Source organism: Endozoicomonas sp., assembly GCF_965196975.1.
Lineage (GTDB): Bacteria > Pseudomonadota > Gammaproteobacteria > Pseudomonadales > Endozoicomonadaceae > Endozoicomonas.
This window is the reverse complement of the sequence record NZ_OZ239981.1, coordinates 864,553-885,485: the sequence shown is the minus strand read 5'-3', so window position 1 is coordinate 885,485 and position 20,933 is coordinate 864,553. Positions and strand designations below refer to the sequence as shown.

The window sequence follows — 20,933 nt, the reverse complement described above, 5'->3', positions numbered from 1 at the left end:
AACTTCCGCTTCCCGTCACCTGAGAGAGTTGATCTATTCAGCAATAGGGTTAAGCCAAACTCTGAATCATGTCATCGCCTGCAGAAAGGCTCCTGTTGCCTCTTGAAGCGAGAATAATGGATCGCCTGAATTCAATCGTGAATGATGACGACACCACTCAGCATTTGGAATGCGTTAAATCAAGGAGTTAAGCATCACACACAGGTATGGCAACGATCACTGAAACAGTGCAAAAGCTCGATCTCTTCTATAAGCAGTCATTCACTCTCAGTTAGTGTCATGGAATAAATTACATTCAACACCTTCTAAAAAACCGTTCAAAATCAAACAAATAAGAATTGTACTAAAATTTATCTATTAAAGAGGGGTGCTCTCTCAATTTGATAACTGACTCATAGGTTAGCTTCAACCTTTCCAGTCATGAACTCAGACCAAAGTTGTTCCCAGCGCCCCTTACTCTGGATCAGTGCTCTTGTTGTCAAAAGCACTTCCGCTCCTGTTGCTTTCCACCTCATTCCAGAACCACATAATCGTTGCTTTACCAGAGTCTTACAAGCCGCTTCAGTAACTCCTGAACCTATTGGCCAATGGCGTTTAAGCGCCTGATGATAATTCATTAACTGGTGATTGTTTGTAAAATAGCTCACAGCTTTGTAGCGCTTCTCTGTCAGTGCGATTGTCTTTTTCGGGAGCTCGGCTGATTCAATTTCCTGAAGGATTTTTTTGGCTGCTCCACGCTTGTTTTTCAAACTATGTAGCCTGTCTTCAAGCCACTGGTGTCGCTTCGCCTTACTGGTTGGAAACAGTGCTTCCGCTGCTCCAGCTAAATATTCAGATGCATGATAAAAATCGAGTATCTGCCCAGAGGTATGTTGTTTCAAATAACTCCAGTTTTCTCTAGCCCCGTCAGCTACCCCGATGTATGTGGCATTTGGGTAGAGTCGTTTTAGATCTGCAATCTCCTCGTCGAGCTTGCTCATAAAGCTTTGTTTACCATACTCTGGCGAACTGGCTGTATATATCGTGTGGAGCCTGTCTCCATCTGCAGAATATAGGCTCAATGTCCCACACATGGCTTCCCTCCAGCCTTCTTCACAAAGCAGCATGCAGGTTCCATCCAGACCAATGGCTATTGTTTCAACAGGCTCTTTTAGTGGAGGAAGGTGGTAGTGAGTGTCTTGCTGGTCTTCAATTAATGCACCTACTCTGTCCGATAAATGCTTGATATAAGAATTTGAAAGCGTCCTTTGATGGTTGGTCTCAAAATCTTCTTTTACCGCAGGCGCTGGCATCTGGCTGTATTTCCAGGCGATAGACTTGGCAAATTTGGGGGTAGCTGAACCAATAATACCGGCACGAAGATCAAGTGCTGCCAGAGTACTGCCACCTCTGACACCCTGATATACGGAGCGCTCCAAAGGTATACGACCGTATAAGGTTTCATAGTGCTTAAGAACCTTTCCTTTGTAGTTCCACTTCTGCTGATTAACGACGATAGGTTCTTTATTGGGTGATTCAAATAGCCCCAATAACTCTTTTGTTCCAAGCTGCCCGGCTTCATTGAGTGCACGCTGTAAACTATCTTCAAGATTCAGCATGTTGCCTGAATCTATAGAAACTTCAATTTGCAAAACGATGCTTTTGGTAGAGCTGGAAATAACAGAAGCGGGCATGACAGTTAACTATTATGAGTGGTGTTCCCATAGTAGCTGTGAAAATAGAGCACTATTGTTTCAATCATTCAGAGAGAGCACCCTTAAAGAGGTTTATTTAATCTCCTACCATTAAACACGGATGTAAATAATGAAAGTTGGAAATATCATCTCCCAGGGAATTGAAGCCCTGAAATCTTCCTGGAAGAACGAAGCAACCAATCCGGGAAAGCTGAACAGAACCTCAATTCACGGGCTTCCTCCAACAGACGTTAAAAAAAACCTGTTTTCAGCCTTAAAGGGTAATCCGCTAAAAGCGCTTGGCGACTGGGTGATCACCAAGCCTCCACACAGCGAAGTAAAAGCAATCATGCAGGCTCAGCCTGAAAACCCAGAAGCAACGTTAAACAGTCTTCAAGAAAGAATCACCCGGGAAGAGAGCACTCCGCTCCCCCCACCACAGAAGAATCTGCGACAGCTGACAAACCGGGTTAATGACGCTAAAGATGCGGTCAAGCTGGCTGAAAGCTTACAAAAAGGAACCGAACAATTAGCGAAAAATGAACAGCTTAACCAGAATCCTGCCGACTATTCGCTGGAAAACCGTCAGACCAGTGAGTTTGGTCAGCAGGCATTACAGGTTCATCATCAGGCAACATCGCTTGTTAATAAAAAAAGAGCTGAGCTCAAGAAAGCCAGGGGAGATCTAGAAAAGTATGAAAATGCTCAGAACTCAAAGAAAAATATCACCAAAGAAGCCAATGGGTTAATCGATAAAGTCAATAAACTCAATGATCAAAAATCGGTTCCCAAAGATGGGACATCGAAAAGCCATGAGACTCATCTGAACAAACTGGTTGCACAAAAAAGAAAACTAAAAGCAGCGGTTGTTGCTGAAAAAAAGATTTTGAAAAGCATTCCTCATAAAGAGCAGAAGCATGACTATAAACTTTCTGACCTGAAGGGAAAACTTGAGACCTCCATTGAGTCAACCAAAGGTCCTCTAAAACAGCTGGAAAAAGAGATAGACAGAGCGAAGCTGTCACTTAAGTCCGCTAAACTTTCGGAAGAGCGACAGAAACTCCAGGCTAAACAAGATAAAGTGGATAACAAGCTTGGAAAACTGCAGGTAGAACCAGCAAACACTGCGCCTTCCACACCAACACCCAGAGTCAAACAACCCGCTCCTGAGCCACCAAAATCTTCTTCACCAACGCAGGTACAAAAATCAACCACTAAAGGGCCCGCTCCAAAGCCACCGATTACTGCGCCTGCTGTAAATACACAACCACAAAAAGTTAAATACCCTGCCCCAAAGCCACCGGTTATTGATAGTAAACCCATTGAAAACCAACCGGTGGCAAACCCACCAACCACGTCCAGAGCAGACATGGAGTATATCATTGATGTTAAACTCGATTTCTGCTCCATAGATGACACTGATAATCCATACATCTCTGAAGACCAACTGGATGGCATAAAAGGTCTTGTTGATAATGCTATGGAGGACCCGTCAATTAATCTAGAGGATCTGCATGACCTTCTTATGGATTTTCTCGATACCATGAATATAAAGTACACTGCAGACGGTGAAGTTGTAACCGATGACGATAATCAAGAAGGCTCCTTTATTTTTCACGCTGGTAGCAATCTCACCAATGGTTTTGAAAGAGGGTTGGGTCTACTGCAACAAGGACAGTCTTACGAAGACGCGCGGCGCGCCTTCTATCAAGCATTGAGTTAAGGTCAGCCGTCACTGATAAAACACATCAAACTCTAACCGATTGCCATGCATCCAACGCTCTTATCCGAGATTCTTTGATATCGACCAGAGGATGGGGATAACTCTCCCCCAAGTACACCTCTGCCTGACTGCGCACATGTTCAGGAGCCTCCCAGGGAGCAAACAGGTACTTATTCGATAACCCGGAAAGTTCAGGCACATATCGCCGTATATATTCCCCATCGGGATCAAACTTTTGCCCCTGGGTAACGGGATTAAAAATTCGGAAATAGGGTGCCGCATCAGCCCCCGAACCGGCCACCCACTGCCAGCTTGCCGAGTTGCTGGCCAAGTCGGCATCCACCAGACAGTCCCAGAACCAGGCTTCCCCTTGCCGCCATTGTTGCAGCAGGTTTTTGACCAGAAAGGAACCGACGATCATTCTCACCCGATTGTGCATGAATCCGGTCTGCCAGAGTTCGCGCATACCGGCATCCACAATGGGAATACCGGTCAGCCCTTTCTGCCAACGCTTGAGTATTTTGGGGTCGTCCTGCCAGGGAAAGCCGTCAAACTTAGGCTGAAAATTCTGCTCCGGCAGTGTTGGAAAGTGATAGAGCAGATAGTAAGAAAACTCACGCCAGCCCAGCTCCGAGTGAAAGCAGTCCAGGTCTGTCTCCACATTGTTTTCTGTTGCCGCCGCAGCCGATGCGTACCAGACCTGATTAGGGGATACCTCCCCAAAATGAAGATGGGCAGAGAGCTGGGAAATACTGTGTCTGGCAGGAAAATCACGCCCTTCTTTATAGCCACTCAACCCTTTGTTGATAAAATCCCGGAGTTTGTTTTTTGCCGCCGCCTCACCAACACCTCTGCCCTGCTCACACCAGTGGTTATAAAGATTATGATCCCATCGTACCTGTTTTGACGGATCGGCAGACTCATGATTCTGCTCCGGCACAAGACCTTTTGAAGGCAGTAAATCGAGTGTATTGATGTCGTTTTTTGCTGTCTTAGCTACACATTGGATCTTTTTGGGTACTGGCAACGGCTCTCTGGGTGGTTCAGATATCAGGCACCCTTTTCGGTAATAGGGCGTAAATACCTTGTAGGGCGTGCCATCCTTTTTCAACACGGTCCATGGCTCCCAGAGCAGGGAGCCGTTAAAACTTTTGACTTCCAGACCGTCATCACGAAGTGATTGCTTGATGCGCTGGTCCCGCTGGATCCGCCAGGGTTCATAACAGCGGTTCCAATAGACGGCATCCACCTTATATTCTTTTATCAGGTCACGGAGCACTTTTTCCGCATCTCCCTGAAGCACCAACAGCCGATCATTAAGCGATTCGTTCAGTGCATCCAGTGAGTGGTGCAGCCACCAGCGGCTGGCTCTGCCAGAAGCCCATTGGCCCGCAGAGTGATCATCCAGAATAAAGAGAGGAAGCACCTGGCCATTTCCAGCAGCCTCGAACAGAGAGGGGTTATCAGACAATCTGAGATCCTGACGAAACCAGTGAATAATAACCATCTCATCTCCTTAGAATGTGTTGATGGTAGTAAGACCATATCATTAACATCAGCAGAAAGATCACCAGAAATACTGCAGGCATATAAACTGCAGCTGATACATAGTGATGACTGACTAAGGCCAGGCCTGCAGCAATCAGCAGATAGTAGCTGAGTCCAAACAAAGCCCCCGCAGTCCCAAGCTCATCCTTATATTCCGACAGTGCAGAACTGAGCAAATTGGGAACAATAAGACCAAAAGCAATGACCATCAGAACCATGGTAGCAATAACCAGCAACAGGGCCATAAACGGCACGGATGGCAGAAAAAGCGTTACCATCAGCTGAAGAATTGCCCCCAATACCCCAAGACAACTTCCCCAATGAATCAACTGCTCACCAGAGTACCGGGTCAGCAGCTTGCGGTTAAACATGGCACCCAGGGCGCTGCCCATAGCGATCAACACACCGGTTACACCAAATACCGAAACAGAAAAGCCAATCTGCTTAATCAGAAAAGGCCCGAGGGTAAAGTAGCCAAACAGCACCACATTGGCTCCGGCCACCATAACACTGTATACCCGAATTTTCCGATCTCGGATCATTCTCACCAGCAAAGAGCCTTTATTACCCTTTACTGGCTCCTGCCCCGGATGGGTCTCAGGTAAACTTAACCCCGTCCAGAAGCTCATTAATAACGCGGTCCCCCCCAGCATGATAAACACTGCCTGGTAGCCCCCTGCCATGGCGCCTATACTTCCGAGCACAGGCCCGATAGCAAGAGAGAGGAAAATAACGGCCCCCACGGTTGAAAACAGCTTTCCCAACGCCTTGCCGCTGAAGCAATCCCGGATGACGGTCTGGGTGACTACCGAACCGGCACTGATACCGAAGGCCAGTAGAAAGCGGGCTCCCAGTAAGAGCATAAATTCTGAGCTGATGATGGCGCCAGCCGCACCCATGCCATAGCACAGCAGTCCAGCCAGCATGGTGCTTCGTCGCCCCCAATGGTCAGCCAGCCATCCCCAGGTCAGTACACCCAGCGCAAACCCGACAAAATAGATACTCATCGTGAGCTGGGCCATGGATTCAGAAACGTCAAACCCCTGCGCAATCGCCGGCAAAACCGGGGTATAAATCGTTTCACTGAGTTGAGGCAGCGCCAGCAGTATGGCCAGAAGCCCGATACCGGGTCTCGATCGATTCAATACACTGTCCATCATGAATTACTCCATTCATATCATGGATGGCAGTTTGCCAAACCCTCCAATGTCGGGTTATAAACATTAAGACAGAAAACTGTTTCAAAAGGACAAACTGCAGAGCCAGCCATGCCCCAATATGACACTGATCAGGTAGAAGACCCGGATCAACTGGACTGCCCGTTGATGGGGATTGCTGTTGATTCGGGGCCGCATCAGTCAGGAGAGCACAGCCACCAGAAATCCCAGCTGCTCTATGCCGTTCAGGGGGTAATGACCATTACCGCGGGCAACCAGTTGCATATCCTCACGCCAAACCGGGCAATCTGGTTACCTGCTGGACTCAAACACAGTGCAACAACGTCAGGATTTCATTACCGCAGTCTGTACTTCTGCCCACGTTCTTTTAATGACCTGCCGGAAGAAACCTTTCAGCTGAACGTCACAGCGCTTTTACGAGAGCTTATTTTAAGAGTCTGTCACTGGCCTGCTCATTACCCGGAGACAGGGGCTGAGACAAGACTGGCAGATGTTCTTGTTGATGAAATTCTGAATGCAGAGCAAAGTTCATTGCAGCTGCCATTACCTGCAGACCGGCGGTTGCAGGTCGTTGTGCAATTATTAATGGAAACACCTTCTGGCCAGTGGACCATGGAGGAGCTGGCAAAACAGGCTGGTGCCAGTGCCCGCACATTATCGCGACGATTCAGGGAAGAGACCGGGATGAGTTTCAGTCACTGGCGACAACAGTTAGTACTGCTTAAAGCACTGGAATTGTTGTCTGAAGGACGTTCTGTGACCGAGGTGAGTTCGAGGCTGGGTTTTGCCAGTGACAGCGCCTTTATATCCATGTTTCGACGTTTGATGGGTATCTCGCCAGGGCGCTATCTGAAACAATAAATCTCAGAAAGGCAGCTTTTCCCCATCCCAGGCAAACAGGTGTCCGCTGTCCTCTGGTGTCAGCTGATCAATCACATTCAGAAGCTGTTCTGCGGAATACTCCGCCGTAAAGAGTTTGCCTTCAGGTACACCGGACTGAAACGGCATGGATAAATGACTATCAACCGTTCCCGGGTGAAGTGCTGCAATAATTGATGATTTGTTTTTTCTGCCAGTTTCAATGGCCAGGTTTTTCACAATCATATTCAATGCAGCTTTTGATGCTCGGTAGGCATACCAGCCTCCCAGTCGATTGTCAGAGATACTGCCAACTCTGGCAGATAAGACGGCAAATACGTTCTTACGATTTCTGGCCATCCTGGGAAGGAAGTGTTTTGCCACCATAGCAGGACCAGTTGCGTTGATGGCAAAGATACTGGCAAAGTGATCAGACTGAAAGTCTTTGATGGATTTTTCGGGTCTCAGACCGTCACCGTCATGGAGAATGCCTGTTGTGACGATCACCAGATCCAATGGATCTGTAATGTCCTCCACTGCTTTTAAGATGCTGCTTTCGTCCAGTATATCGATGGTAGACAAAAACACCTTGTCAGAATGGTCTTGGTCACGGGGGACTGAGCGACGGTAAGCATAGATTTTGCTGCATTTTGGAGAGCGCTCAAAATACCTGAGAAAAGCCCCACCCAAGGCACCTGAGGAGCCTATGATGGCAATTGTGAGCCTTTCATCAAAACTTCCCAATAAATGATTATTCATCAAATCAACCCAGCGTATGAACTAAATCTTTCTTACGGGAAAAACATACAGATGGGTTATATTTTTGTTGAAATGAGGAGTTATTGAAAAACTGTAGGTCTCACTAGCACACTAAATGCTTAAATTTTATAGTTATTATTGATACTCAAAAGATTAGCCGCAGCCCCGTGGTAAATGCAGATGATCAAATCGAGTCATTAATTGACAATTCATCAACTTGATCATCAAAACAATGAGCAATCTCATAAGAAACATTATCGTGATTATGTCATCTATATTTCATTCAATCACTCAATTCAGGACTATGAATTTATAGGAGCATTAATAAACCACCATAAAATCTTCAGACTCAGGTTCAAAAACAAGCTCTGGATTAATCTCCTCTTTCGCGAAATGATCACCTTCAAATTCAGGTTTTAATTCAGGGTCATGCTCAATACCGAACTCATCTGCACCTGCACCGCTTGATGTATTCTCAAACTCTTTCACTGCAACAGGATACGATTCACCGGAATCAGCGTCTAATTCAATATCACCAGAAATTTCCCTTTCAATTCGCACCTTCACTTTCTCCTCAAGCTCTCTTGCTTGCCGATTCAAATGCTGCCTTGCCTGATCTAAACGAAATTCCAAATCAAACAACCGGTCTTTTCGATCTTCCAATGAAGAAATTATATTGTAATATTGAATATAAAGATGAACAGGAAGCATTAGTATGCTGTGATAATTTTTGAAGGTTTTGTTATCTGAATCAACCACGTGTTTAAAAAACTGTTGAGTTGAAACGCTTCCAGCCAACCATAGGCCTGTTGAAACGACCGCACTTCTTAAAGACAACCACAAAGATTGCCCAAAAGGAATACTGGGCTGAGTATTCTTATAGGCTGTATATCCACTCAATACAGTACCAGGGACAATCATTGCCACTAAATTCAGAACCAAGCTTTTACCCATATCCGATTCATTACTAATCGCAGTAATCGCTCCAGTTGCAACTGCATAAGCGACTGTGGATAAGACTCCATTCACGGTCATTGCCACTGAAGAACTCATACGGCCAACCTGAGTCAACTCTTCAACTTCTTTCTTTAGTGTTTCTATCTCTTCAAGCAGTTGATGTTTTGACATAAGCTGTAAGGCATCCATGTACTCCTGACTATTCATATCATTTCGGTCAACTGACAATTTCTGGGACAGATCGTGCTCTAGCCGCTCCTTCTCATCCAGCCCCTTCATTTCCTCGGATTGAAAAACCAGATCCGTTTGCTGATCAATATTCTCGTTAGCGTATAAATTGCTGCAAAGTAGTACCGATAATATCGGTAGTAGTAATATTTTTTTCACAACTTACTCCTTATGAATTAGATTAAAAATATTTTCAAAAATCATTATATGAAGAAACAAAAAATGCCATTAGCCATCAACCCCCAGTTTCAGGTTACGGAAACCTCAGATTTGTAGGGTAGTAAATAAAATCCATTAAGCAAGAACATAATTGTTCACTTATCACGGCAATGATTAATCTCTTGGTGAAACCTGAAGTCAGAGCAGACTCCAGCAACAAAAACAACTATCGGCGTATAATCACTCCTGTTTACTAGAACTGAACAAAAGAGAGATCAAAGTAAAGACAGTATATAGATGATCTAAGAAAACTGTTGATTTATAATACATGTAGAAAAAGCTAACTGATAATATCTAACATACAGACCAATTGTTACGGTCGGCTATAAGAGATTCTGGCCTATAATGAAGGCCAGATAAACTTTCTTATTTCAATTTTTCCTAAGCAATCCAGCTATAGTAGTCGAAAAAATACTATCTTAGGACTTTCGCATTGACAGGCAGCTGTAAAAATTGCTAGATCAGCAAAAAATAGCGGATGTCGTCGTGCGTAGAAAGATAACAAGACCTACAACAGCTGGGTGTGATTTGCCGAAATATACAGGGTTTCTATTGTGTGAGCCGAAATCAGCAACCTGTACTCGCCTTAGTGAGATCGGAGATATGTCACACCACAGCGTTAACCGTTTTCTACAACGTGAAGACTTTGCTCCCAATGACCTTTTCATGGAAGTAGCCGCAAGGCTGATTCTTGATGGGGGCACGCTATCGGTTGATGATACGGTGCTGGATAAGCCGTACAGTAACTACACGGCATTCATCGGCTATCATTACTCGGGCAAGCATCATAAAGCCGTCAAGGGCATTAATCTCATAACGCTCTATTACACCGATATCAAAGGCTATAGCCTTCCTGTCAATTTCCGTATCTATGACTCTGCGGACGGAAAGTCCAAAAATGATTATTTTCTCGAGATGCTGAAAGAAGTACTTGTATGGGGCTTACGACCTGCATTTGTTACGGGGGATTCCTGGTATAGCAGTGCCGCAAACCTGAAGACTGTGAAAAACAACGGTCTGGGTTTTATGTTTGCCGTTAAAAGCAACCGTACTGTTTCTATCCAAAAGGGTGACTACCAACAAGTGCAGAGCCTGGAGATTCCTGAAGAGGGAATAACCGTTTGGCTACGTAATTTTGGTTCTGTGCGTTTGTACCGGACGCGGCTAAAAAACGAGCTGCGCCATTACGTCGTCTACACACCCCATGCTGGATCAGAGGTATCACCACAGGTAGGCTTTAATGAACTTCACCTGCACCATTGGGCGATCGAAGAGTATCACCGGGCGCTGAAACAACTCTGCAGTATTGAGCGCTTTCAGGTGAGAGGAAAGCAGCAGGTCAGGAACCATATTTTTGCCTCTATCTTTGGGTATGCCTGCCTTCAGGCCAAGAAAGTATCTGAATCTCTCAGTAGCATCTATCGCGTTAAGAATGATGCGCTCAAGGATGCTATTTGGGACTTCATTAAGAGCTTCTCTGATGGTAAAGACTGGCTGAGACCATCTTTTATCAGAGCTGTCAATGCGTAAGTTCTATATCTTTAATCAAATCATCCCCTAAAGGTTTTAGATCTTTCTTTACTCATTATCTCTCTGGCTTCTTTCGCTGCCTTTTTCTTTTGTAACTCGATCATTGCTTCGTCTAACTGATCCTTCAGCGTAAACACATCATGCTCCAGCTCGTGCCTTCTTGTAATAATGTCTGTATACAGTTTCCATGTGTTATAGGGAATCAATGCTATACCCAAAAGGTGCATCCCATCAGCACCAAATGTATCCGTTCCATCTTTTGACGTGTTTTTGCGAACATTACCAAAGAAATCTTTGAAAGGATTATACTCACCAGCATAATTAAGATAAAACATTGAAGTACCTGATCCTACAGCCCACAACGTTGCAGCCTTGATTGAAGACTTTAACGATGTGAATAAAGTTGATCCGAAAGAAAGGTTAGGCGCACTGTTAAGTGGCATAAGAAGAGCAACAGGAATATTTGGTACTAAAGAGGCGAGTATTCCAACCAATATCTCGTTTTGAGCAAGTTTATTGTCAGTAAATAGCACTGGAAGCCCAGTATAGGCAAGACCATAAACGATTGAAGACAGAACTGCTGATGCAGCTGAGGCTGTTACCGCACTGATAGACCCAACACTTTCAAGCTCATCAATCCTTTCTTGCAACTCACGAATCTGTTCATACAATTCTTCTTCAGTCTTTAGACTCAACGAGTCACGATAAGCTAAGAATTCCTTATTGGACGAAACGGCTGTACTCTCTGGAGCGGAAGCATACAAGTTCAAACAGACAAATAATGATAAGAAAGGCAATAACAGCTTTTTCACAACATATTCCTTATTAATATGTAGATGATTTTATAAATCCAAGTTCGGTATATGATTCACATGCCAAGTTGAGATCAATGTACTGAAACTGGAATATACTTGATGGTAAGAACACAGAAATGTAGTAAAGCACATATTAGCGTCAATAAAGATTTTGTAACCAGATCAATTAATTTAATTTAAGATACGCGATGTGCGACTTTGTCTGAAACTATCTCAAATTACTAGCCCGGATATTTCATAAACTGCCCCGAATCTCGGGCAGGACTTTGTCGCCCTAAGGGATTTTGTGAGGGAGTGCCGTACCGGGGAGTACGGTCGACCGAGCAAAACTCCCTTAGGGCGGCAAAGGACAAGCGAGAACGGGAGCACGTTTATGAAATATCCGGGCTAGCATGATGGTAAGTCCAAGTTGTATCTTCAAAATCACGCAATTATTTGCTTTCCGTTTTTTAATCTTCGGAAATAAGGTTCTCAAACTGTATTGCAGGACGACCAGCAATTATATTCAGATAAGAACCAATATTATGTGCCAGTAACTTCCGAGCGATACGTGATGTCATATGCCATCTATCTCGACAATGGCACTTTTCTATTTCAAAGCGCTCTGTCAATTGACCTATCACTGTTTCTATTCTCCGTCGTACCCGTAATACCAGCTTTACAAACGACTTCGGACGTTCATCTTGCATGTTTTTTCTCAGTGGCGTCTGAAGATCAATACCTAATTCCTGACAATCAGCTTTAAACTCAGGCCTTATATAGCCCTTATCGCCAAGCAAGAGGCCAGAAATGGTCTCGAGCATGTCATAGGCTGCATCACGCTCATCTACGTTCGCTGCGGTCAGAGTAAAACCCACAGGAATCCCTCGTGCTTCAACCAGCAAATGCCCCTGAAAGCCATAGAACTTCTTGTCCTTGGAAGCGCAGTAACCATAACCAGCCTCAGCTTTAAAGATACGGCTCTGTGGTGCACGGGTTCTGACGACAACATCAATCGGAAAACCATCGATTAAATGGATATCTGCATTATCTGCATGCATCATCTGGACTATACGAATTTGCAGTCGTTGTTTCACATGCCATAAGTTGGCGGCCTGTTTGACAAATGCCGAGCGTGAAGGAATGTCAGGAAACAGGTGTCGCCAGTGTCGGGTAAAATACTTCCAAATCTCAGTGTCCTTATGATGCCCAAGCCATTCACCGACAACTTCCATGGTGATCGCTTCACTATCAGTGAGCTTTGGTGGAAACCCTCGAAGTCGCAGTGGTACAGGAAAAAGCTCTTTTACCAAATCGTCGATCAAGCAGTAGACTGTAGTGATAAACTCTTCAACGGGCATGACTGAAACCTTCTTTGCTTTCTACTGCTTTTAATAGCAGAAAGCAGGATCAGTCATGTCTCCTTATGCAAACCTAAAAGTCGCACATGGCGTTTAAGATAATTATTTTTTTACAAATCTCGAAAAGTTCTAAATAATTTATCACATGAAATTCTATTAAAAATAATTACTATGAATATAGATATATAAAAGTACATTCTTCAGAAAACACTTATTTCTTACTCTCTTTCATCTGGTTAAAATTTACTGTTATTTTTGTTCTGCTACGCCAATGACCGTTTTTCTAACCGAACCTGTTGCTCAGCAAATTGTTCATCGAGCGATGAATATTATTCCCCACAATGTGAATGTCATGGATCGAGCAGGTATTATCATTGGCACGAGTTATCAAGATCGAAAGCATCAGGTTCATGCTGGCGCATTGAAAGTGCTTGAGTCAGGCCATGCTTTTGATATTAACGCCTCTCAAGCCACTCTATTAAAAGGGGTTCAGGCCGGTATTAACCGCCCTATTCGCTTTCGTCGTGAAATTATCGGCGTGGTTGGTGTCACCGGTGCGCCTGAGAAGGTCTCTCAATTTGCTGACCTGGTGGTGATGACCGCGGAGCTGATGGTGGAAAACGCTTCAGTTATGTCGGAAATTCACTGGAACCAGCGGCAACGGGAAAATGTGGTGTCAGAAATGATCCACGGAGAAGCAGAGGTTGATGACCTGTTCGAGATCCGTACCCGCAAACTGGGTATTGACCCTCACCTCCCCAGGGTTGCGATGGTCATCAGCGCCAGAACCCATGATGGCCGTGATCTTAAAGTACACGACATTGAACATATACAGCAGCTACTCTGTTATCACCGTCCCGAAAACCTGGTGGCGCTGGTATGCCCGACACAGGCCGTAGTGCTTCATAAAATTGACACTGCACATCAATGGCACCCTGACCAGGTAGATGACTATGTTCAGAAAATCATGGGCAAAATCGAAGCCTATGGGGATATTGATTTCAGAATTGCCGTGGGAAGGTATGTGCCGGGCCTTAATGGGCTTGCCATATCTTATCAAACCGCTCAGGAAGCCCTTCAACTTGGCCTGGAGCTACATCCGGAAAAGTGTCTTTATCGCTATTACGACTATCAAATGGACAGCCTTCTGCTGGAGCTGAACACCAGCTGGAAAGGCCGGGAATTTCAGCACATCATCAAACCCCTGATTGCCAAAGATAACCGCGATACCCTGCAGAAAACGCTTCGCCGCTATATCGACTGCCATGGCGACCCTGGCGTTACCGTAAACAGTCTGCACATTCACCGCAATACGCTGAACTATCGCCTGGAACGCATTGAGCAGCTGACTGGACGTAACCCGCGCCACTTTCACGATCTGCTGTTTCTGCACTTCTCACTTCGCCTTCATGAACTGAAAAACTGCAGGAAAGGTACAGAATGATTGTGCACATGCACAAAAACCTATGAACATTTCCCGCAAAATTCAGTCAATCCCACGATAACAGATGAAACGATTGTTCCGATAATAGCTGGCACTGAAAACTTCTTCATTCCGGTTTATTCAATGATTCAAATCACCACTCTGGGTGCCCTGAGCGGGCTGCTGATCTCCATAGGTCTTATTCTACGACGAGTGCCGCCTGCCTATGGCATGATGATTGGTGCATTTCTCGGTGCCCTGATTGGTCTGGCCAGTCTGGGCGACAGTGTTACGCTCATGATCAATGGCGTAAAAGGCATCACCCCTTCTGTACTGCGCATTCTTGCGGCTGGTGTACTGGCTGGTGTTTTGATTGAATCCGGCGGTGCAGGTGTTATTGCCGAAAAAATTGTTGATGCGGTTGGCGAAGCCAGAGCCGTTATCGCTCTGATTCTGGCCACCATGCTGTTGACTGCTGCCGGCGTCTTTGTCGATGTGGCGGTTATTACGGTTGCACCCATTGCCCTGGCCATTGCCAAACGCGCCAATATTTCCATTCTATCGGCATTGGTCGCCATGGTCGGTGGCGGCAAGGCGGGAAATATTATCTCACCAAACCCCAACACCATTGCCGCCTCTGACGCATTTAACCTGCCACTGACTGATGTCATGATGGCCAATATCATTCCTGCTCTGGTGGGACTGGTAGTCACCTACATTGTGGCCAAAATGCTGGTAAACCGTGGAACCAAAATCTCTGAAGAGATGGCAATCGAAGAAACCAGCCACCATAACCGGCCTTCCCTGCTGGCTGCACTGACAGCACCTCTGGTCGCCATTGGTCTGCTGGCTCTGCGCCCTGTTGCCGGTATTGCCATTGACCCATTGATCGCCCTGCCGGTGGGTGGTGTTGCCGGTGCGCTGGCCATGGGACGTATCCGTGATATCAACACTTTTGCGGTGGGTGGTCTTCAGCGCATGAGTGGTGTTGCCATCATGCTGATTGGTACCGGAACATTGGCCGGTATTATTGCCAGCTCCGGGGTCAGCAACTCCCTGGTTGAATTCCTTAAAGCCTCCGGTCTGCCTGCCTACCTGCTGGCGCCACTGAGTGGCATGATGATGTCGGCGGCAACCGCTTCGACGACAGCTGGCACAGCCGTTGCTTCCAACGTATTTGGCCCTATTATTATTGCCTTGGGCATTCCATCCCTGGGCGCTGCTGCCATGATGCATGCTGGTGCCACAGTACTGGATCACATGCCCCACGGCAGCTTCTTCCATGCGACGGGTGGCAGTGTCGGCATGGGCATCAGTGAGCGCCTGAAAGCACTGCCATGGGAGACCCTGATCGGCTTCTCCATGGCCGCTACCTCAACGCTGATTTATGGCATTCTTCAACTCTGAGGGAACAGACCATGAAAATTGTTATTGCACCAGACTCGTTTAAAGAATGCCTTACTGCAGCCCAGGTAGCACAGGCTATTGAAACCGGTTTAAAGCAGGTTCTACCGGATGCAGAGTACGTTAAAGTTCCGGTTGCCGACGGCGGAGAAGGCACGCTTCAGTCTCTGGTTGATGCCACCGGTGGCAGACTGATTGAAGTACCAGTCACCGGCCCAATGGGAGAGACCGTTCAAGCCAGCTACGGCTTGCTCGGTGATGGTGAAACCGCAGTGATTGAGATGGCCAGAGCTTCAGGTATTGAACTGGTGGCTGCGGATCAACGCAACCCAATGATCAGTACAACTCGTGGCACCGGAGAGTTGATTCTCAATGCGCTGAACCATGGCATCAAGCGCATGATCGTCGGCATTGGTGGCAGTGCGACCAACGATGGTGGCGCAGGTATGATGCAGGCACTGGGCGTAAAGCTTTTGGGTGCTGATGGAGAAGAGCTGCCCTGTGGTGGTGCAGCACTGTCACGTCTAGGCAGCATTGACACCGGCCAGATGGATGAGCGTCTGAAGCATGTTGAATTCATTGCCGCCTGCGATGTGGACAATCCACTGACCGGGGCCAATGGCGCTTCTGCCGTGTTTGGCCCTCAGAAAGGGGCCAGCCCTGAGATGGTTGAACAACTGGATCAGGCACTGAAACACTATGCCAGCCTTCTGGAACGCGACCTGGGTAAAAAGGTTGCGCAACAACCCGGAGCAGGCGCTGCGGGAGGCATGGGTGCCGCCCTGCTCGCCTTCCTGGGCGCTGAACTGAAGCCAGGGATTGATATCGTGATGGACGCCGTCGACCTGGCAGGGAAAGTCATCGGTGCTGACTTGGTGATTACCGGAGAAGGCCGCATTGATGGACAGACAGCACAGGGGAAAACACCTGTGGGGGTTGCACGGATTGCCAAGCAGTTCGACCTTCCTGTGATTGCACTGGCAGGCTCTGTCGGTTCTGGTGTTGAAGCGGTGTATGACCGTGGAATTGATGCTCTGTTCCCGATTGTTCATGGTGCGGTTCCACTGTGTGAGGCTCTGAAAAATGGTGAGGAAAATCTGATCCGGGCCGCGAGAAACCTGGCCAGCACCCTAATACTCCTGCGGTAATTTTTGGCATTAACCACAAAGACACAGAGTCACTGAGCAAAGCCTTCCGCTTTTCAGTGTGGCTCTGTGTCTTTGTGGTATTTCTCTTAGCAGCTCAAATATAAACCCCTTCCCCGCCCAACCATCCAAATAGTGCAGGATGATCCACCCATGCCGATATGGGCTATGAGCCCCTTCATTTTTAAAAGACTCAGCTTTACCCGGGATTGTTCATGGCCAAAGAACCTGAAGATAAAAATCAGCCCGATGACAACAGTGCCAATGTCATCGATATGTTCACCCGCAAACCGCTGGATGAGGCCAACCTTCATCAGATCGTCCGGATAGCCCCGGAACTGGATGGTATGGAAATGCTCTACAGCAATGATGCCAATCCGGGAAAACTCTTCAGCATGAAAATTCTCTGCTGGGCACTGATGAAAGACGGAACTGTCGATGCCCTGATCCCCTGGCTGAATAAGGTAGCACCTGCCCGTGAGCTTAATGACCCTTTAAATGGCCACTGGGAAGGTTATTTTGATCAAGCCCACGACCATGCATTTTTTGATGTACCAGAACACAAAGTTGCGGAGCTCGAGAATGCGGCCAATTATTACCCTCCCATAGAGTCTGATGAAGAAGTGATTGTTCAGGAAATCCCTGACACCATTGGCACCCATGCAATTCTGACCGAGGACCAGTTTAAAACAATTGTTCTGGTTCATGTAACGAGCTGGCGTCTATACAATGATGGCCGGGTGATGGCCATGGTTGCCGATGACAAAAAAGTGGAAAACACCCCGGTATTACCTGGGGATGAGTGCCTCTTTGCCGCTCAGGACCATGAAGACTTCCATTACTTCTTCCATTATGTGATCGCGAATAAAATCAAGCATGGTGATCCGGAGGCTTTAGCGGCATTCACCCATCTTGTGGAAGGATAAATTCTCGCCGGACCAGCCTGCTGTATGAAAAAACAGATTTAAAACCAGGAAGTCTGTGAATAAGCACACAATTGCAATCTGAAATAATCGATGACGTTTAGAAAAAAGGCTTATTCTCCACTTTACTGGTTTTTCTTATAAATATTCATTAATGGCGTACACTGCTACAATTTTACCGTTTCATAGAACAATATCTTGATGGAAAACCTGTCGAAAAACCAAGCTTGCCACCTGGACACTAACATCACAAAAATTTCACTTGATTTATACCAATCGATAAGCAAAATCACTGGAAAAGTCTTTAAGAACCCATGACAACACTTGCATCCCTTTAAACACAGACTAACTTGTTAGTTATCTAAATGAGTCCCTCCATTTTTGATAACGCAAGTCAGATAATATGTTTCATGTTAATCAACAAAAATACAACGTCTCCAGAACCCCATTAAATAGTACCGGTATCTAAAGATATGTATCCGCCCTCCCTGCCGACAACTGGGCCTGATAATCAGGGTACTTCAACAATACCAGCACAAAAAACGTCTCAGGACTTCATTGACCATAAAACAGTAACTGTTGAGCAGGTATTGGAAAAGGGTATCGCCTTTGGATTCAGAGAAGCACACATTCACTATGGACTTGAAAAAAAAAAAGCCGGACTCCAGCGACGATTATACCTACTGTAACCCTAACCCTGAACAAGAATCAGACTTACAGCAGTTTTCATTTAAAACACAAACGGATAAACAGAAAAAAATAACATTTCAGGAAATAAGAAAACAATATTTCAAGCATTTCAAGACAACAACTAATAAAGCCTTACATGAGGTGAGGGTACTCTCTGACATGGGTATCAGTCGAATTCATAATCGCGCACTGGCACTCGATGATTTTTTTCAAAGGACAATTCAAAACTGGAAGACTGAAACTGAATCATTCGTAGAGTTTGTGAGGAGAGAAGACAACTCCTTCCACGAAGAGCATATGAACTTCTTACAGATAATTGCAAACACTCTTAAGGAAAGACCAGGCATTACTAGCAATGAGGGCTGCTACCTGGTAGCACTCTGGGCTGAATTCTCTGTAGCCCAGGCAATTCATGAGTCAGGAATCCCCCTCCCCTCTGATATAACTGAGACCTTCTCCCTGAAGGACTTTCAAAATCTGCAAGAAACGTTTCAGGTCGATGAAAGACGGCATCTAACCAGTAATTCTGATCAATACACTTTTAGAAAAAGAAAAAGAAATAACAGAACACCTCCAGACCAATCCCATCAGCCTACTGAGTCAAAACACCCAAGAATATCTGAAACAATAGAGCCTCCCAACCGATCAGAATACCAGGTTAAAATAGAACCCGTTAATAAGACTTCAACAAGTATTCAACATTCCGTTTTCACACAAAAAGACATGGTTGTCTCAGACCCAAAAACAACCGTAGACAGTGACAAACCCGACCCAACCGAAAATCATTCTGCAGAACAACAAGCTGATAATCAGGTTGATAGTAATGATGCAAGAGATGAAGATAGCATTGACCTATCCTGCCGAGAGAGCCCACTTTCCGACTCTGACTGTTTATTGAGTAAAGCACTGTCTACCAGCAGGAGCGAACACCAGCAGCACGGAGCATCTTCAAGCTTCAGGAGATTACGTGAATCAATGATGCCAACTGCTGATGCTTTAAACTGTGCTAATAGTCTAATCGAGCTCCATGGTAGACTACCAGTGACCAGTATACTCAAGCAGAAAAACGACCACGGGCTAGAATCAGAACAATTACCACAAGATTACCATGCTGGCATGGGAGCCTCTGTATCTGAAGCAGTTCAAGAAATTGAAATGTGTCAACCAGCTGCTGGTCAAAAGATGGAGTCAACCGAAAAATTGCAACCGACTATGGGAGTTGAACACGAGGTTTCAGCGACAGTTGAAGTACTAGATCCTGCAATAGCAACGACAAGCCAGACATCAGCAGCTCCTGTAATAGTACCTGGTCAACAAATGAGTTCAGTGCAAGGATCAGAATACAATCCAGAGTACCCATTTACAATTCAATATCAACAAAGAGAAAAAGAAAAGGATCAATCCATAAAAGAAATATCTAATCTAGCCAGTCAACTACAAGAAGAAATATCATTACTGAATCAGAATTTAGGAAAAAATCATGGAATCAAAGAAACTGACAAAAAGGGCATACTAAATAAGTTACTATCTGCGACCATTGTGCTTAATTCCATAGAAGTACAAAATGAGTAGCTGCTTTTCATAAAACCTGGCCCGGAAGTGTGATCTCACCGGGCCAACGTCGGTGAATTATTTCCAGCCTGCCACAGAACTGCCCTTAAACAGCTCAGCAGCTTTAGCCTCGACGGTATCCGTCTGATAGGACTTAACCAGAGCCACTACTCGAGGATCTTTCTTATTATCTTCACGGGTAACAATAATGTTCACATATGGTGAGTCCTTATCTTCCACCAGCAGGGCATCACGGGTTGGGGTATAACCTGCAGGTACTGCGTAGGTGTTATTGATAAAGGCCATATCCACATCATCCAGTGATCGTGGCAGTTGAGCCGCATCCAGTTCAATAAACTCGAAGTTGCGTGGGTTCTCAATGATGTCTGCCGGTGTTGCTTCCAGGTTATTCACGTCGTTCAGCTTAATGAAACCACGCTGATGCAGAAGAATCAGGGTACGACCTTCGTTGCTTGGGTCGTTGGGAATAGCGATTTTTGCACCATCCTTCAGCTCACTGATGTCTTTCAGTTTCTTGGAGTAGGCAGCAATGGGGTAAACAAAGGTGTTACCAACGGCGACCAGTTTGAAACCACGGTCACGAACCATGCTGTCCAGGTATGGGCGATGCTGGAAGGCATTGGCATCAATACTGCCATCGGACAGAGCGACATTTGGCGACACATAATCGGAGAACTCAACCAGCTCCACATCGACATTATGATCTTTTTTGGCAATATCCACGGCCACTTTCATCACATCGGCTTCAGGACCAGCCATCACACCCACTTTCAAAGGGCCATTCGGATCCTCAGACTGACCACAGCCAACCAGCAACGCTGCTGATGCTAATACCGCCGAACTGGCCAGGATTTTTACTGTTTTTAGAATATTAAAAGTCATTTATTACTCCCAGACTTTAACTATATTCCATCAACAACGTGTATAACCCTGCACGATGTTGATGGG

General features: G+C 45.8%; 16 protein-coding genes. 8 read left to right on the top strand and 8 right to left on the bottom strand.

Annotated elements, in window-relative coordinates:
• Positions 1-392: 392 nt before the first annotated feature.
• The gene (locus tag ACOCLE_RS03925) at positions 393-1,673 is read right to left on the bottom strand and encodes an ISKra4 family transposase (RefSeq protein WP_419532972.1); all 1,281 of its coding nucleotides are present in this window, start codon (positions 1,671-1,673) and stop codon (positions 393-395) included.
• A gap of 130 nt (positions 1,674-1,803) precedes the next feature.
• Here ACOCLE_RS03925 and ACOCLE_RS03920 point away from each other — a divergent pair, with 130 nt between their 5' ends.
• Complete coding sequence (locus ACOCLE_RS03920; protein ID WP_419535595.1) at positions 1,804-3,396, top strand: hypothetical protein; 1,593 nt, start codon at positions 1,804-1,806, stop codon at positions 3,394-3,396.
• A gap of 25 nt (positions 3,397-3,421) precedes the next feature.
• Here ACOCLE_RS03920 and ACOCLE_RS03915 read toward each other — a convergent pair whose 3' ends face one another.
• Together ACOCLE_RS03915 and ACOCLE_RS03910 are read right to left on the bottom strand one after the other, a co-directional pair.
• Positions 3,422-4,903 (bottom strand): cryptochrome/photolyase family protein, encoded by a 1,482-nt coding sequence (locus ACOCLE_RS03915; protein WP_419535594.1) that lies wholly within the window; start codon positions 4,901-4,903, stop codon positions 3,422-3,424.
• Between the two features lies 1 nt (position 4,904).
• Positions 4,905-6,104, bottom strand: coding sequence for a multidrug effflux MFS transporter (locus tag ACOCLE_RS03910; protein ID WP_419535593.1), 1,200 nt, complete (start codon positions 6,102-6,104; stop codon positions 4,905-4,907).
• A 108-nt stretch (positions 6,105-6,212) separates the two neighbouring features.
• On the opposite strand from ACOCLE_RS03910, the gene ACOCLE_RS03905 reads away from it, so the two are divergent.
• Positions 6,213-6,983, top strand: a complete 771-nt coding sequence (locus ACOCLE_RS03905) for an AraC family transcriptional regulator (RefSeq protein WP_419535592.1) — start codon at positions 6,213-6,215, stop codon at positions 6,981-6,983.
• A 3-nt stretch (positions 6,984-6,986) separates the two neighbouring features.
• Here ACOCLE_RS03905 and ACOCLE_RS03900 read toward each other — a convergent pair whose 3' ends face one another.
• Positions 6,987-7,739 carry an SDR family NAD(P)-dependent oxidoreductase gene (locus ACOCLE_RS03900; protein ID WP_419535591.1) on the bottom strand — a complete coding sequence of 251 codons (753 nt, stop codon included), beginning with the start codon at positions 7,737-7,739 and terminating at the stop codon, positions 6,987-6,989.
• A gap of 321 nt (positions 7,740-8,060) precedes the next feature.
• Positions 8,061-9,083, bottom strand: a complete 1,023-nt coding sequence (locus ACOCLE_RS03895) for a hypothetical protein (protein ID WP_419535590.1) — start codon at positions 9,081-9,083, stop codon at positions 8,061-8,063.
• A 546-nt stretch (positions 9,084-9,629) separates the two neighbouring features.
• On the opposite strand from ACOCLE_RS03895, the gene ACOCLE_RS03890 reads away from it, so the two are divergent.
• Positions 9,630-10,673, top strand: coding sequence for a transposase (locus ACOCLE_RS03890; protein ID WP_419533005.1), 1,044 nt, complete (start codon positions 9,630-9,632; stop codon positions 10,671-10,673).
• A gap of 20 nt (positions 10,674-10,693) precedes the next feature.
• On the opposite strand, the gene ACOCLE_RS03885 is transcribed toward ACOCLE_RS03890, so the two are convergent.
• On the bottom strand, positions 10,694-11,485 hold the full coding sequence (locus ACOCLE_RS03885; RefSeq protein WP_419535589.1) for a hypothetical protein: 792 nt from the start codon (positions 11,483-11,485) through the stop codon (positions 10,694-10,696).
• Between the two features lie 452 nt (positions 11,486-11,937).
• A complete protein-coding gene (locus ACOCLE_RS03880) occupies positions 11,938-12,828 on the bottom strand; it encodes an IS982 family transposase (RefSeq protein ID WP_419533099.1) in 891 nt (296 codons plus the stop codon).
• A 322-nt stretch (positions 12,829-13,150) separates the two neighbouring features.
• Here ACOCLE_RS03880 and ACOCLE_RS03875 point away from each other — a divergent pair, with 322 nt between their 5' ends.
• From ACOCLE_RS03875 to ACOCLE_RS03855, 5 genes are all read left to right on the top strand, one after another.
• Entirely contained in the window at positions 13,151-14,272 is a 1,122-nt protein-coding gene (locus ACOCLE_RS03875) for a CdaR family transcriptional regulator (RefSeq protein ID WP_419535588.1), read from the top strand.
• Positions 14,273-14,395: 123 nt separating this feature from the next.
• On the top strand, positions 14,396-15,658 hold the full coding sequence (locus tag ACOCLE_RS03870) for a GntP family permease (protein WP_419535587.1): 1,263 nt from the start codon (positions 14,396-14,398) through the stop codon (positions 15,656-15,658).
• Between the two features lie 11 nt (positions 15,659-15,669).
• Positions 15,670-16,803, top strand: coding sequence for a glycerate kinase (locus tag ACOCLE_RS03865; RefSeq protein WP_419535586.1), 1,134 nt, complete (start codon positions 15,670-15,672; stop codon positions 16,801-16,803).
• 212 nt (positions 16,804-17,015) lie between these two features.
• Entirely contained in the window at positions 17,016-17,726 is a 711-nt protein-coding gene (locus ACOCLE_RS03860; RefSeq protein ID WP_419535585.1) for a hypothetical protein, read from the top strand.
• A 633-nt stretch (positions 17,727-18,359) separates the two neighbouring features.
• Positions 18,360-19,985, top strand: a complete 1,626-nt coding sequence (locus ACOCLE_RS03855) for a hypothetical protein (RefSeq protein WP_419535584.1) — start codon at positions 18,360-18,362, stop codon at positions 19,983-19,985.
• Positions 19,986-20,042: 57 nt separating this feature from the next.
• On the opposite strand, the gene ACOCLE_RS03850 is transcribed toward ACOCLE_RS03855, so the two are convergent.
• Positions 20,043-20,867: a MetQ/NlpA family ABC transporter substrate-binding protein gene (locus ACOCLE_RS03850; RefSeq protein WP_419535583.1), complete on the bottom strand. Its 825-nt coding sequence runs from the start codon at positions 20,865-20,867 to the stop codon at positions 20,043-20,045.
• Positions 20,868-20,933 lie beyond the last annotated feature (66 nt).

Excerpts from the sequence above, each read along its gene's own strand:
- ACOCLE_RS03915 (WP_419535594.1), bottom strand. The coding sequence starts at position 4,903 with ATGGTTATTATTCACTGGTTTCGTCAGGATCTCAGATTGTCTGATAAC.
- ACOCLE_RS03855 (WP_419535584.1), top strand. The coding sequence starts at position 18,360 with ATGGACTTGAAAAAAAAAAAGCCGGACTCCAGCGACGATTATACCTAC.
- ACOCLE_RS03865 (WP_419535586.1), top strand. The coding sequence starts at position 15,670 with ATGAAAATTGTTATTGCACCAGACTCGTTTAAAGAATGCCTTACTGCA.
- ACOCLE_RS03875 (WP_419535588.1), top strand. The coding sequence starts at position 13,151 with ATGAATATTATTCCCCACAATGTGAATGTCATGGATCGAGCAGGTATT.
- ACOCLE_RS03900 (WP_419535591.1), bottom strand. The coding sequence starts at position 7,739 with ATGAATAATCATTTATTGGGAAGTTTTGATGAAAGGCTCACAATTGCC.
- ACOCLE_RS03925 (WP_419532972.1), bottom strand. The coding sequence starts at position 1,673 with ATGCCCGCTTCTGTTATTTCCAGCTCTACCAAAAGCATCGTTTTGCAA.
- ACOCLE_RS03880 (WP_419533099.1), bottom strand. The coding sequence starts at position 12,828 with ATGCCCGTTGAAGAGTTTATCACTACAGTCTACTGCTTGATCGACGAT.
- ACOCLE_RS03905 (WP_419535592.1), top strand. The coding sequence starts at position 6,213 with ATGCCCCAATATGACACTGATCAGGTAGAAGACCCGGATCAACTGGAC.
- ACOCLE_RS03860 (WP_419535585.1), top strand. The coding sequence starts at position 17,016 with ATGGCCAAAGAACCTGAAGATAAAAATCAGCCCGATGACAACAGTGCC.
- ACOCLE_RS03870 (WP_419535587.1), top strand. The coding sequence starts at position 14,396 with ATGATTCAAATCACCACTCTGGGTGCCCTGAGCGGGCTGCTGATCTCC.
- ACOCLE_RS03920 (WP_419535595.1), top strand. The coding sequence starts at position 1,804 with ATGAAAGTTGGAAATATCATCTCCCAGGGAATTGAAGCCCTGAAATCT.
- ACOCLE_RS03910 (WP_419535593.1), bottom strand. The coding sequence starts at position 6,104 with ATGATGGACAGTGTATTGAATCGATCGAGACCCGGTATCGGGCTTCTG.
- ACOCLE_RS03850 (WP_419535583.1), bottom strand. The coding sequence starts at position 20,867 with ATGACTTTTAATATTCTAAAAACAGTAAAAATCCTGGCCAGTTCGGCG.